This is a genomic window from Streptomyces sp. NPDC005574, assembly GCF_040605435.1.
Taxonomy (GTDB): domain Bacteria; phylum Actinomycetota; class Actinomycetes; order Streptomycetales; family Streptomycetaceae; genus Streptomyces.
This window is the reverse complement of sequence record NZ_JBEXCW010000060.1, coordinates 40823-51668: the sequence shown is the minus strand read 5'-3', so window position 1 is coordinate 51668 and position 10846 is coordinate 40823. Positions and strand designations below refer to the sequence as shown.

The window sequence follows — 10846 nt, the reverse complement described above, 5'->3', positions numbered from 1 at the left end:
CGCCGGCAGCGACGCCACCACCATGCTGTTCAACAACCACGGGGTGACCATCCCGGTCGACTTCTCCACCTCGGACCTGACGCTGGCCAAGCAGGCGCTGCTGAAGACGCAGACGAAGCTCGGCACGGTCACCAAGAAGGCGGTCAAGGGCTGCAAGCCCGGTGCGGTGATCGGGGTGGACCCGCACACCCCGAAGATCGTGAACAGCGGCGACACGGTCAACCTGACCCTCTGCGCCGGCTGACCGGTCCCGACCTGACACGACGCCCGCCCCTGCACCAATCAGGGGCGGGCGTCCGGCACATGATCCCACCAGCCGCGCCGGCCGAGCGGAATCGGCGTGAAGGCCGGGGCATACGGCGGCTCCCGTGTCGTCCACCATCAGGTTCAGGCCGTGTGGCCCTCTTGCGCGAGTCGCCCGTGTCCGCCGACGGTGCTCTGTGCCGATCGTGCTCTGTTCGACGGGCGCGGCTGCTTCGGGACTCGTTCGGGTTGAGCGCGTCCAGGAAGTTCCCGGTGCGGTGACCGGGCATCGATAGCATGCCTGTCGTGATGGTGGGCACGGAAGAATCCCGACTGGTCGTGTTGCGCGGCAACAGCGCGTCAGGGAAGTCGTCCGTCGCGGCGGGCCTCCGCGAGAGGTTCGGCCGCGGGCTCGCCTTGGTGGGCCAGGACAATCTGCGCCGCGTCGTGCTGCGCGAGCGGGACCGGCCCGGCGCCGCGAACATCGGTCTGATCGGCCTCACGGCCCGCTACGCCCTGGACGCCGGCTATCACGTCGTAATCGAAGGAATCCTCTCCGCCGACCGCTACGGCGACATGCTCGCGGAGCTGTGCGCCGAGCACCGCGGCCGGTCCCACGGCTACTACTTGGACGTGCCGTTCGACGAGACCCTCTCCCGGCACGCCACGAAGCCGATCGCTCGGGACGTCGACGAGGCCCAACTGTGCGACTGGTACCGGCCGCTGGACCTGCTGCCCGGCGGTATCGAGACGGTCATCGGCGCCGACAGCACCCTGCACGACACCGTCGACCGCATCATGTGCGACACCGGGCTGGCCCACCTGCCCGCCTTGGACCGCTGACCGAAGACCAGTGCGGCAGGTCGTGGCCCGAGGGTTGCGAGAGACCTTGAAGCGGACCGCGGCGAGGTGTGCCGTCGTTGCCCGGTGGGGTGCCGGCCTCAGCCGATGGTCCACCGCTGAGTGCGCGCATTGCGGTCACACACAGTCGTCCGGTACAGGCCGCCGCTGGTCTGGTAGAGGCAGAGGCGGGTCGCCGTGTTCCGGAGCATGACCGCACTCGCTGCGGCGGGTTGGATGACCTGCCACAACTGGTTGTTCCCGCCGTTGCACCCGTTGGCGTAGACGTCACCGGCCGCGTTGCTGTCGAGGCAGTGGCCCCATGTGTAGTTCTGGAGTGTCGAGGACGTGTTGGTGGTGCCGGTCCACCGCCAGTACTGCCCCGAAGAGCCGATGCCGCAGTCCATGGACCACAAGTTGTAGTAGGAGTTCTCCTCGAGGCACTCCTTGTACTCGTAGTTCGCGAACCGGTCGAGGCTGGTCGCTGCGGTCCCAGCGGCGGTGGCCGTCCCCGGCATGGCCAGGGTCAGCGGGATGGCGAGCATCGCCGCCGATCCCATGACGAACAGGGCCCGCCTGATCCGTGTCCTGAAAGCGGACATGATCGGTTCCTCTCAATCGTCGCCTGGTTCAACTGAGTTGGCACTGGCACATGGTTGCAGGCAATCGCTGTGATCGGGACCCGGACAGGCAAGCCATCACCCGGGTGATGTCAGGAGTTCAACGGCACTTTCGGCACCGAGGATTCTCGGCAGGCCGGAAGGCCGCCGCCGTCAGCAGTGCGAAGGCCACGGCGAAGCCGAGCATGGTGAGGACGCCCTTCGGCCAGAAGATGTGGCTGTCGACGAAGGACCAGCAGCAGAGGAACAGGACGGCGCTGCCCGGCAGTACGCGGGCACCGTGCCGTCGCCACAGGAGCGAGCAGGTGGCGAGGGAGGCCACCGCGAGGCCGTACACCCCGGTACGGCCCAACTCGTCGCCGGTGGCGAACAGCGGTCCGGCCGCCCCGTGGACGCCGTGGTCCACCACGGTGCCGGCGGAGATGCCGGCCACCGCGTCCAGGCCGGAGTAGTACGCGGCGAAGCAGAGGCATCCGGCCCAGGAGAGCAGCGTCAACATCCCCTCCGCGTCACGCCGCGGCCGGTGCCTCAGAGGGATCAGCAGCCCGAGGACCAGAAAGGGGAAGACCGGCAGCAGTGCTATGTGCAGGGCGGCCCAGTGCCCTGCCGTCGCCGCCGTCAGATGCCGGGGGTGCAGCAGGCCGGCGACGGCCAAGACCAGCGGCGCGACGGTCACCAGCGCCGTCAGGCGAAGAGTGTGGAGGGATCGCATCCGCTCACGCTAGGCGGCCTCCCGTTACGGCTCCGGGTGCGGGCGCGATCCGTAAGACACCCGTAAGACACCCGTAAGGGGGCGCGGCCGTCGCCGGAGGCGGAGAGGTGCACACCGTCGAGCATGACGTAGCTCGGCATCGTCCTGACCGGTGCGGACGACGCCGTGCCAGGAGATCTCGGCGGTGTCGGCTGTGTCGTTGCCGGCGTTGCCCGGCTGCCCCAGGACGGGAGCCGGGCAACCCCGGGGTGGTGGCCGTGCTTGTGAACCGGGCCAACCGGGTCAACGCGGCCCATTCGGCCCGGTGTTGCTGTTCCCCGGGGCTTACGCGGTCAGGTGCCGCTCACCTGTACATACGTGTCGGCGCTTCCACCGCGACCGCCCCTTGCCAGGATCCGGACCTCGCGCGTCAGTCCACGATCACAGCGGGACGCGCCGCCGGGGCCCGTCCGACGAGGGCGCCGCCGAAGTTGCCCTCGACCTCCGCCTTCTCCGCGGAGTTCGGATACGGGTTGGTGCACGAGGTGCCCGCGGTGGAACCGGACATCAGGCTCGAGCACGGACCGGGCTTGCGATCGGGCAGGCCCAGGATGTGCCCCAGTTCGTGCGCGGAGATGCGGACCGTGTCGTAGCCCTGGTCGACGGCCTGACGCCCGATGTACACAGTGCCGCTGCCCAGGGTGCCGGGCAGGGTGCGCGGCCAGCCGTTGTCTGCGAGGACACGTATGTTGGCCCTTTGTCCGGCGGCGGCGGGCCGGAGTTCGACCGCGTCGACGCTCGCGTTCCAGATCGCCGCGCCCCGGTCGACGGCGCTCCTGAACTCCGCGGAGCTGCCGGCGTCGTAGGTCAGGACGCGGGCGGCTGCTGGGGTGTCGGTCGTTCGTGGGGCGGCGACCGCCGCCTGGCCGCTTGCCAGGGGCAACGACATCAGACAGGCCGCGGCCAGGCCACCGGTGAGCATACGGACGTGCATGATCGACCTCCTTGTGGGGGAAGGGCAGTCGTGCTCATGACATTCTCTGTGTCCATTGCCCAGCGGTCGGGCGGACCAATCCGTCGATTGGCCGGAGGTCTCGCGCGGTGGCGAGAAGGCTCGGCCGGCCGTGGATTGCCCCGCAGTGCAACGTGGTAAGGGCATGCAGCTCGCCCCTTCGAAGCCGTACGGGGCGGCACGCCTCACTTTCATGGAGGATCGGTGAGAGGGCCAGGACCCTGTCCACGGGGATGGCGAAGCAGCGCCCTGTCGAGGTCGACTTGCGCTGGAGTGCGCTCCAGGTCGTAGCGTCGCAGAGGACGGAGCGCACGAAGCCCGCGTCGCAGGCGTCCTTCACGGGACGCCGACGACGGCATGCGTCGATGGACGGACGAGGGCCTGGTGTGTTCCTGAGCGACGAACGAGTGTGCAGGGAAAGGATGGGCACGGCATGCAGAAGCGCAGTCTGCGGGACCTCCAGGTATCGGCCATCGGCCTGGGGTGTATGGGCATGTCCGCCTTCTACGGATCGACCGATCAGCAGGAGGGGATCGCCACCATTCGGCGTGCCCTCGACCTCGGGGTGAACTTCCTCGACACCGCGCAGATGTACGGGCCGCTCACCAACGAGTCGCTCGTCGGCGAGGCGATCCGGGGGCATCGCGAGGACTACGTGATCGCGACGAAGTTCAACTATCGGATGGATGACGCCGTACCGGGCGACATCAGCACGGTCGGTCCGCAGGACGGCTCGGCCGAGCACGTCCGCAGCTCCGTCCACGGCTCGTTGCAGCGACTGGGAACCGACCACATCGACCTGTACTACCAGCACCGGGTCGACCCGAACGTGCCCATCGAGGAGACGGTCGGCGCGCTCGGCGAGCTGGTCGCGGAGGGCAAGGTGCGGTACATCGGCCTGAGCGAGGCGAGTGCGGAGACCATCCGGCTCGCCCACGCCGTGCACCCGGTCACGGCGGTGCAGAGCGAGTACTCGCTGTGGTCACGGGACGTGGAGGCCGAGGTGCTGCCCGCCTGCCGCGAGCTGGGTATCGGCTTCGTGCCGTACTCGCCGCTCGGCCGTGGCTTCCTGGCCGGACGGTTCTCCTCGCCGGACGAACTGGACGCGAACGACTGGCGCCGCGAGAACCCGCGCTTCAAGGACGCCAACCTGGAGGCCAACCTGCGCCTGGCGGCGAAGGTGAAGGAGATCGCGGCCGAGAAGGACGTGTCTCCGGCCCAGCTGGCCATCGCCTGGGTACTGGCCCAGGGCGAGAACCTGGTACCGATCCCGGGCACCAAGCGACGCACCTACCTGGAGCAGAACGCCGGGGCGGTGGACATCGCGCTGACCAAGGACGATCTGGCCCGCATCGAGGCGGAGCTGCCCGAGGTGGCGGGGGAGCGGTACGACGAGGCGGGAATGCGCTCCATCAACCGCTAGCGCTGAGCAGGACGCCGTCGCGCGCCGAGGATTCGTCGTCCGTCTCGGCGCTCGGCGGTCGGGGCCCGCGGCTCGGCGCTCGGCGCGCGGGAGCCGGTGTTCACAGCGGGCTCCTCGCGCGAACCGCGTCATGGCGGCTCATGACCGGAGCGGTGCCATGACCGAGGCGCGCGAGGTACGCCGGCACGTCACGCTCCGCCACCTGCCGGGTGGCCCGTGTCGCCCTACCCGCGGGCAACCACCGCCACTTCCGCCGTCACTTCTGTGCGGGCCCTCCGAGAGGAAGGAAGTCGGCGGACCGCAGATGCTCTCTCAGGGACTGCTCGGTGTTGCTGACGTGCAGCAGCGCGGCGGCCTGGCTGAGGGAGGCGTCACGGGCGGCGAGCGCCTTGAAGATCGCCTCGTGCTCGGCGAGGGTGCGGTCCGCGGCCTGGTCGTCGACCAGGCCGCGCCAGATGCGGGCGCGCAGCGTACGACCGGAGATGGCCTCCAGAAGGGTCAGGAGTGTGTCGTTTCCCGTGGCGGAGACGACGGCACGGTGGAAGGCCGCGTCGTGGGCGTTGAGCAGTTCGACGTCGTCGCGGGCCTCGCGCATGGCGTCCAGGTGCCGTTTCACCTCGGCGAGTTGCTCCTCGCCGATCCGGACGGCGGCCAGGGCGGTGGCGACCGGTTCGAGGAGTCGGCGTACCTCCATGAGGTCCTGCAGCGCGGCCGAGTCGCCCTGCAGCAGTTCCACCGCACCGCCGAGGCCCTCGAAGAGCAGGCTCGGCTGGAGACTCGTCACGTACGTGCCGTCCCCCCGCCGGACCTCCAGGACCCGTGCGACGGCCAGTGCCTTGACCGCTTCACGGGCGAGGTTGCGGGACAGGCCCAGCTGGGCGGCCAGCTCCGGCTCCGGCGGGAGCTTCGATCCGGGGGGCAGTGCGCCGGTGCGGATCAGTTCACGGATCTGCGCTATGGCCTTGTCCGTCAGAGACAACGCGAACTCCTTCTGTGCCCGTTCTTCGCCGGCACGTCCGAGCTGATCAGTTCCTGGGCCCGAAGATCGTCCCAGAGACCTTCGGGGGTGTGGCGGCGGTGGAGTTCCACGTTTCGTTGGACCTGCTGGGGGCTGCGCATGCCCAGGGTGACGTTGATGATACTGGGGTGGGTGCTGGGGAAGGCGATCGCCGCCTCGGGGAGCGTCGTGCCATGCGCCGCGCAGACCTCGGCGATCGCCAGGGCGCGGTCCACCAGGGCGGGCGGGGCGTCCCGGTAGTCGTACTTCATGCCCTCGGCGGGCCGGTCGTGGGAGAGCAGTCCCGAGTTGAACACGCCGGCGGCCACCACGTTCTTGCCGAGTGCCAGTGCGGCCGGCAGTACGTCGTCCAGTGCCGACTGGTCCAAGAGGGTGTAGCGCCCGGCGAGCATCACCAGGTCGGCCGCGGTCTCGCGCAGGAAGCGGGCGAGCATGGCCGACTGGTTCATGCCGACGCCGACGGCGCCGATCACGCCCTGGTCGCGCAGTTCCGCCAGGGCGGGCATGGCCTCCTCGGCAGCCTGCTTCCAGTGGTCGTCGGGGTCGTGCAGGTAGACGACGTCCAGTCGGCCCAGGCCCGTGCGCTCCAAGGTCCCCTCGATGGAGCGGAGCACTCCGTCCCGGCTGAAGTCCCACTGCCGTCGCAGGTCGTCCCGTACGACGAAGCCCTCGTCGTCGACGCCACGCGGCTGTTCGTTGGGGACGAGCAGACGGCCCACCTTGGAGGAGACGACGTAGGCGTCGCGTGGATGCTCCCGCAGGGCCGCGCCGAGGCGCCGCTCGGAGAGTCCGAGGCCGTAGTGCGGTGCCGTGTCGAAGTACCGGATGCCGGCCGCCCAGGCCGCTTCGATCGCGGCGGCAGCGCTGTCGGCCGGGGTGACGCGGTACAGGTTGCCGATGACGGAGGCACCGAAGCCCAGCTCGGTGAGTTCCACAGCGGTGTTGGTGATCTTCCGGTGTCGCAAGGTGTGCTCCTGGGAGTGGTGGTGCGGGCGCTGTCGGCCGATCACCGTCTGACCGCGGCCGAACCGCCCGCCATGAGCGCCTCCACCTCGGACAGGGACGCCATGGAGACGTCACCGGGTGTGGTCATGGTCAGGGCGCCGTGGGCGGTGCCGTAGGCGAGGGCGCGCCGCAGGCGGGCGCCTTCGACGGACAGGGCCGGGTCGGCGCCGGCCGACGGGCTGTGCTCGTCGCTGTCACCCGTCAGAAGCCCGTAGATCAGGCCGGCCGCGAAGCCGTCGCCTGAGCCGATGCGGTCCAGGACGTGCAGTCCGGGCATCTCGGGGCCGCGGAGGTAGCCGGTGGGCGCCGACCAGGCGGCGGAGGACCAGTTGTTCACCCCGGCCGAAGGTACCTCGCGCAGCGTCGTGGCCAGCACCTTCGCGCCGGGTACCAGCCCGGCCACCCCGGCGAGCGCGTCGGGTACCTCGTCGGCGCGCAGGAGTGCCGCTCCTGGGCGCTTCCCGGCCAGGCCCAGGGCACCGACGACGACGTCGGCGTGCCGGGCCAGCCGCAGGTCGACCTCGCGTGCCCGGTCGGCGCCCCCTCGGCCGTCCCAGAGGCTCGGGCGGTGGTTGGGATCGTAGGAGACGGTGACGCCGTGGCGGCGGGCCGTCGCCATGGCCTCGTCCGCGACGTCGACCGTGGTGTCCGACAGGCCGGCGAAGATGCCGCCCGTGTGGAACCAGCGCGGGCCGTCGGCGAAGACGGCGTCGAAGTCGACGTCCCCCTTTCGTAGTTGGGAGACGGCCGTGTTCGCGCGGTCGCTGACGCCCAGCGCGCCCCGGATGCCGAAGCCGCGCTCGACGAAGTTAAGTCCGTTGCGGGCCGTGCGGCCGATACCGTCCGCGGGGGCCCAGCGGACCAGCGAGGTGTCGACGCCTCCCTGCAACATCAGATCCTCGACGAGCCGCCCCACCGGGTTGTCGGCCAGAGCCGTGACGACGGCCGTCCGCATGCCGAAGCAGCGGCGCAGGCCGCGTACGACGTTGTACTCGCCGCCGCCCTCCCAGACCTGGAACGAGCGGGCGGTGCGGATGCGCCCCTCGCCCGGGTCGAAGCGGAGCATGACCTCACCCAGGGCGATCACCTCGGCACCGTGGCGCCCGGTCATGGCCCACTCGCCTTCACGGCTTCCGCGGTCAGCCGTCGGATCTCCGCGAACCCGCCGCGCTCCAGGTGCGCTGCGGTGGCCATCCAACTGCCGCCCACGGCGGAAACGGTGGGCTCGGCGAGGTAGTCGGCCAGACGGTCGGCGCCGATGCCGCCGGTCGGCACGAACCGCGCCTGCGGAAAGGGAGCGGCGAGGGCACGGAGCATCCCCACACCGCCCAGCGGTTCGGCGGGGAACAGCTTCACCGTGTCGAGTCCGGCCCGCAGGGCCCGCATCAGTTCGCCGGCGGTGGCGACACCCGGCAGCACGGGCACTGCCAACTCCCGGCAGCGCGCCACGACTTCCGCGTCGAAGCCCGGGGAGACGACGAAGCGGGCACCGGCCGCGACGGCCCGCTCCGCCTGCTCGGGGGTGACCACGGTGCCGGCGCCGACATTGAGTCCGCCGTGCGCCGCCATCGCCCTGAGCACCTGCTCGGCCTCGGTGGTGCGGAAGGTGACCTCGGCGCACCGGGCGCCGCCCGCCGCGAGCGCCTCGGCGAGTGGGCCGGCGCTCGCGACGGACGGGACGGTCAGCACGGGCATGATCCGTGCCCCACAGAGCACGGCGGCCAGACGGGGGGTCATCGGCCCAGCCATCCGCCGTCGACGGGCAGGACGGCGCCGTGGACGTAGGCGGCGGCGTCGGAGGCCAGGAACACGGTGGCGCCCGCCAGGTCGTCGGCGCTGCCCCATCGCCCGGCCGGGATACGGTCCAGGATGGCGCGGCTGCGCGCCGGATCGTCCTGCAGGGCCTGGGTGTTGTCGGTGGCGATGTAACCCGGGGCCAGGGCGTTGACGTTGACGCCGTGCGCCGCCCACTCGTTGGCCAGCGCCTTGGTCAGGCCGGCGACGCCGTGCTTGGCCGCGGTGTAGCCGGGGACGTTGATGCCGCCCTGGAAGCTGAGCAGCGACGCCGTGAAGATGATTTTTCCCTGGCCGCGGGCCACCATCGCCGCACCGACGGCCCGGGTCAGCGCGAACTGTGCGCTGAGGTTGACCTGGAGGACGAACTCCCAGTCGTCGTCGGGATGTTGGGTGGCCGGGGCGCGGCGGATCGTGCCCGCGTTGTTGACCAGGATGTCCACCGGCCGTTCGCGGCCGGCGAGGTCGGCGCCCAGAGCCCGAACGGCATCGGGGTCCGCGAAGTCGGTGCGGATCGCCTCGAAGGTGCGCCCCGCGGCGGCGACGTCCTTCTCGATGTCGCTGCCCGACTCCTCCAGCGTGGCGCTGACCCCGATGATGTCCGCGCCGGCCGCCGCGAGCGCGCGCGCCATGGCCCTGCCGATACCGCGCCGCGCCCCGGTGACGACGGCCAGCTTCCCGCTGAGGTCGAAGGCGGTCATACGGCGGCTCCCCGCGATGCGTCGGTGCAGTCCACCAGGATCTTCATCACGTCCTTGCCGCCCTCCAGGGCCTCGAAAGCGGCGGGTGCCTCGGTGAGCGGCACCACCTTGCTGATCAGCCGATCCGCGGGAATGACGCCGTCCGCGATCAGCGTCACTGCCTTCTCGAAGTCGGATCGGTCGTACAAGCGGGCGCCGACCAGGGTGAGTTCGCGCCAGAAGAAGCGGTGCAGGTTGACTTCGCGGGGCCGGGGGTGGATGGCCACCAGACACAGGCGGCCCCGCACGCCCAGCACTTCGACGGCGGTGTCCACACCTCCCGCGGCGCCGGAGACCTCGAACGCGACGTCCGCGCCGGCGTCGCCGGTCCACCGCCGGACCAGTTCGGGCACGTCGACGGCGGCCGGGTCCCAGGTGGTCAGCCCGAGGTCCTCCGCGAGCAGGCGACGGTGGGCACTTGGCTCGACCACCCGGACGTCGGCACCCGTGGCCCGTGCGACCGACGCGATGAGCACGCCGACGGGCCCGCCGCCGACCACGACGACCTTCTCGCCGTCGCGCACGCCGGCCCGGCCGACGTCGTGGACGGCGACCGCCGTGGGTTCGACGAGCGCGGCCCGGTCCAGTGCGAGGCTGTCGGGGAGCCTGACGAGGGTGGTGGCGGGCACGGTCCAGCGCTGTTGCATCGCGCCGGGGGAGTCGATGCCGATGAAGTCGAGGTGCTGGCAGACGTGCTGGTGGCCGGCTCGGCAGGCGGGGCAGGTGTCGTCCCAGCGCAGCGGCATCACAGTGACCGCGTCGCCGGGCCGCCAGCCGGTGACGCCCGGGCCCACGCGTACGACGTGGCCGGACATCTCGTGTCCCAGGACGGCGGGCGCGTGTACCCGGGCGTCCATGTCCCCGTGGAAGATGTGCAGGTCCGTGCCGCAGATGCCGACATAGGCGGGGGCCAGCTCCACCTCTCCGGGGCCGGGCTCGGTGCTCTGGGCGAGAGCCGTGTCCAGGGTGCGGGCGGCCGTGTAACGGACGGCGAGTGTCATCGTGTTCTCAGGGTCCCTTCGGCGCGGACGCCGATCGTCAGGAGCAGGTTGGCGTAGGTGCGGGTGTCGGCGGTGACGATCGCCAGCGCCAGGTCGGGGGAGCGCGCGGCGTCGTAGAACTCGAAGCGGCCGAGCGTCTCGACGGGCACGGGCGCCAGCTTGGAGCGGTACTCGCTGATGGCCGGCGGCTCCGGTTCGCCCTCGGGAGGCACCATGACGTGCGCCGACTCGACGGGCAGGGCCCGCAGCAGGACGTCGAGCACCGTGCTGACGTCGAGCAGGCCGGGGGCCAGGTTGAGGTGGACGGTCCTGGCCCGGTCGCCGGTGGCCGTGCTGGCGGGGTAGTGGCCGTCGGCGAGCAGGACACGGGCGCCGTGGCCGGCTCCGGCCAGGGCTTGGAGGATTTCGGGGTGGAGGAGTTCCGTCAGGAGCACGGTGTTGCCTTTTCCTTCTCAGACG

At 71.0% G+C, this 10846-nt stretch carries 12 protein-coding genes and 1 pseudogene; 3 read left to right on the top strand and 10 right to left on the bottom strand.

Annotation, left to right across the window (positions count from 1 at the left end; genetic code table 11):
* Both ABZT03_RS29850 and ABZT03_RS29845 read left to right on the top strand, forming a co-directional pair.
* Positions 1-244 (top strand): annotated as a pseudogene (locus ABZT03_RS29850) (hypothetical protein); the annotation flags it as partial.
* A 296-nt stretch (positions 245-540) separates the two neighbouring features.
* Positions 541-1086, top strand: coding sequence for an AAA family ATPase (locus ABZT03_RS29845; protein ID WP_356044983.1), 546 nt, complete (start codon positions 541-543; stop codon positions 1084-1086).
* A 98-nt stretch (positions 1087-1184) separates the two neighbouring features.
* Here ABZT03_RS29845 and ABZT03_RS29840 read toward each other — a convergent pair whose 3' ends face one another.
* The 3 genes from ABZT03_RS29840 to ABZT03_RS29830 form a co-directional block, all read right to left on the bottom strand.
* On the bottom strand, positions 1185-1685 hold the full coding sequence (locus tag ABZT03_RS29840) for a hypothetical protein (RefSeq protein ID WP_356044980.1): 501 nt from the start codon (positions 1683-1685) through the stop codon (positions 1185-1187).
* A gap of 118 nt (positions 1686-1803) precedes the next feature.
* Positions 1804-2415: a hypothetical protein gene (locus tag ABZT03_RS29835; RefSeq protein WP_356044977.1), complete on the bottom strand. Its 612-nt coding sequence runs from the start codon at positions 2413-2415 to the stop codon at positions 1804-1806.
* A gap of 409 nt (positions 2416-2824) precedes the next feature.
* Complete coding sequence (locus tag ABZT03_RS29830; RefSeq protein WP_356044974.1) at positions 2825-3388, bottom strand: snapalysin family zinc-dependent metalloprotease; 564 nt, start codon at positions 3386-3388, stop codon at positions 2825-2827.
* 451 nt (positions 3389-3839) lie between these two features.
* Here ABZT03_RS29830 and ABZT03_RS29825 point away from each other — a divergent pair, with 451 nt between their 5' ends.
* Entirely contained in the window at positions 3840-4829 is a 990-nt protein-coding gene (locus tag ABZT03_RS29825; RefSeq protein WP_356044971.1) for an aldo/keto reductase, read from the top strand.
* A 256-nt stretch (positions 4830-5085) separates the two neighbouring features.
* Here the strand turns inward: ABZT03_RS29825 and ABZT03_RS29820 are convergent, their stop codons facing one another.
* From ABZT03_RS29820 to ABZT03_RS29790, 7 genes are read right to left on the bottom strand one after another with little or no spacing between them, the layout of a single operon-like run.
* Positions 5086-5808, bottom strand: coding sequence for a FadR/GntR family transcriptional regulator (locus ABZT03_RS29820; RefSeq protein WP_356044969.1), 723 nt, complete (start codon positions 5806-5808; stop codon positions 5086-5088).
* Positions 5799-6812 (bottom strand): aldo/keto reductase, encoded by a 1014-nt coding sequence (locus ABZT03_RS29815; protein ID WP_356044967.1) that lies wholly within the window; start codon positions 6810-6812, stop codon positions 5799-5801. Before ABZT03_RS29815 ends, ABZT03_RS29820 begins: the two co-directional genes overlap by 10 nt.
* 41 nt (positions 6813-6853) lie before the next feature.
* The gene (locus ABZT03_RS29810) at positions 6854-7963 is read right to left on the bottom strand and encodes a sugar kinase (RefSeq protein WP_356044964.1); all 1110 of its coding nucleotides are present in this window, start codon (positions 7961-7963) and stop codon (positions 6854-6856) included.
* Positions 7960-8589: a bifunctional 4-hydroxy-2-oxoglutarate aldolase/2-dehydro-3-deoxy-phosphogluconate aldolase gene (eda, locus tag ABZT03_RS29805; RefSeq protein WP_356044962.1), complete on the bottom strand. Its 630-nt coding sequence runs from the start codon at positions 8587-8589 to the stop codon at positions 7960-7962. The genes ABZT03_RS29810 and eda overlap by 4 nt, the downstream gene beginning before the upstream one ends.
* On the bottom strand, positions 8586-9347 hold the full coding sequence (locus tag ABZT03_RS29800) for an SDR family oxidoreductase (RefSeq protein ID WP_356044959.1): 762 nt from the start codon (positions 9345-9347) through the stop codon (positions 8586-8588). Before ABZT03_RS29800 ends, eda begins: the two co-directional genes overlap by 4 nt.
* Complete coding sequence (locus ABZT03_RS29795) at positions 9344-10387, bottom strand: alcohol dehydrogenase catalytic domain-containing protein (protein ID WP_356044956.1); 1044 nt, start codon at positions 10385-10387, stop codon at positions 9344-9346. Before ABZT03_RS29795 ends, ABZT03_RS29800 begins: the two co-directional genes overlap by 4 nt.
* Positions 10384-10821, bottom strand: a complete 438-nt coding sequence (locus ABZT03_RS29790) for an RbsD/FucU domain-containing protein (RefSeq protein ID WP_356044954.1) — start codon at positions 10819-10821, stop codon at positions 10384-10386. Before ABZT03_RS29790 ends, ABZT03_RS29795 begins: the two co-directional genes overlap by 4 nt.
* Positions 10822-10846: the final 25 nt, after the last annotated feature.

Excerpts from the sequence above, each read along its gene's own strand:
- ABZT03_RS29845 (WP_356044983.1), top strand. The coding sequence starts at position 541 with ATGCCTGTCGTGATGGTGGGCACGGAAGAATCCCGACTGGTCGTGTTG.
- ABZT03_RS29840 (WP_356044980.1), bottom strand. The coding sequence starts at position 1,685 with ATGTCCGCTTTCAGGACACGGATCAGGCGGGCCCTGTTCGTCATGGGA.
- ABZT03_RS29835 (WP_356044977.1), bottom strand. The coding sequence starts at position 2,415 with ATGCGATCCCTCCACACTCTTCGCCTGACGGCGCTGGTGACCGTCGCG.
- ABZT03_RS29830 (WP_356044974.1), bottom strand. The coding sequence starts at position 3,388 with ATGCACGTCCGTATGCTCACCGGTGGCCTGGCCGCGGCCTGTCTGATG.
- ABZT03_RS29825 (WP_356044971.1), top strand. The coding sequence starts at position 3,840 with ATGCAGAAGCGCAGTCTGCGGGACCTCCAGGTATCGGCCATCGGCCTG.
- ABZT03_RS29810 (WP_356044964.1), bottom strand. The coding sequence starts at position 7,963 with ATGACCGGGCGCCACGGTGCCGAGGTGATCGCCCTGGGTGAGGTCATG.
- eda (WP_356044962.1), bottom strand. The coding sequence starts at position 8,589 with ATGACCCCCCGTCTGGCCGCCGTGCTCTGTGGGGCACGGATCATGCCC.
- ABZT03_RS29800 (WP_356044959.1), bottom strand. The coding sequence starts at position 9,347 with ATGACCGCCTTCGACCTCAGCGGGAAGCTGGCCGTCGTCACCGGGGCG.
- ABZT03_RS29795 (WP_356044956.1), bottom strand. The coding sequence starts at position 10,387 with ATGACACTCGCCGTCCGTTACACGGCCGCCCGCACCCTGGACACGGCT.